General features: G+C 48.8%; 1 protein-coding gene and 1 pseudogene. One reads left to right on the top strand and one right to left on the bottom strand.

Annotated features, from left to right (window positions below; all coding sequences use genetic code 11):
* On the top strand, positions 1–427 hold a 427-nt coding region (locus KIV40_RS28140; protein WP_285352494.1), incomplete at its 5' end, for a DapH/DapD/GlmU-related protein.
* Between the two features lie 76 nt (positions 428–503).
* On the opposite strand, the pseudogene KIV40_RS28135 reads toward KIV40_RS28140, so the two are convergent.
* A pseudogene (locus KIV40_RS28135) lies at positions 504–729 on the bottom strand (hypothetical protein); the annotation flags it as partial.

Below are 729 nucleotides of genomic sequence, written 5' to 3'. Positions count from 1 at the left end.
GCACGAAGGCTTCATCAACTTCAACGCAGGTACTACTGGCGTGAGCATGGTTGAAGGTCGTATCTCTGCTGGTGTAGTTGTCGGTAACGGTTCTGACATCGGCGGCGGTGCTTCTATCATGGGTAGTCTGTCTGGCGGCGGTACAGTTGTGGTTTCTATCGGTGAGAACTCACTGCTAGGTGCAAACGCGGGTCTTGGTTTCCCTCTAGGTGACCGTTGTACTGTTGAATCTGGCCTGTACGTAACTGCGGGTTCTAAAGTACGCATGCTTGATTCTTCTGGTCAAGAAGTTGAAGTCGTTAAAGCTCGTGACCTAGCTGGCGTTTCTGACCTTCTATTCCGTCGCAACTCAGTGACAGGTCAAATCGAATGTCTTGCTAACAAGTCTGCTGTTGAACTAAACAGCGAGCTGCACAGCAACAACTAATCTAGATGCTAGAAAATACGAAGCCGCTGGGGTTAAATCCAGCGGCTTTTCTTTTGTCTTCATCAAGTTGAAAGCATTATACTTTCTCAGCGGCTAGCTGCTCTAGCGCTTGAATTGAGGTTTCAGAGACCAGTGCGCCATCGAGGTAGTAGCTGACGTTATCGCCATCGCGCACCCCCATCAATACCGCTTTTTCACCATCGTTGTAGGTAATGTCCATACGAATGGTATTTTCATCAATTTGCTGCATCTCTCCAGACTGGATTTGACGTTGATAAGTGATCGGGGCAACCGGCGCCTCT

The sequence above is a fragment of the Vibrio sp. D173a genome (genome assembly GCF_030248475.1).
The sequence above is the reverse complement of the archived record's forward strand: the minus strand, read 5'-3'. Positions and strand labels throughout refer to the sequence as shown.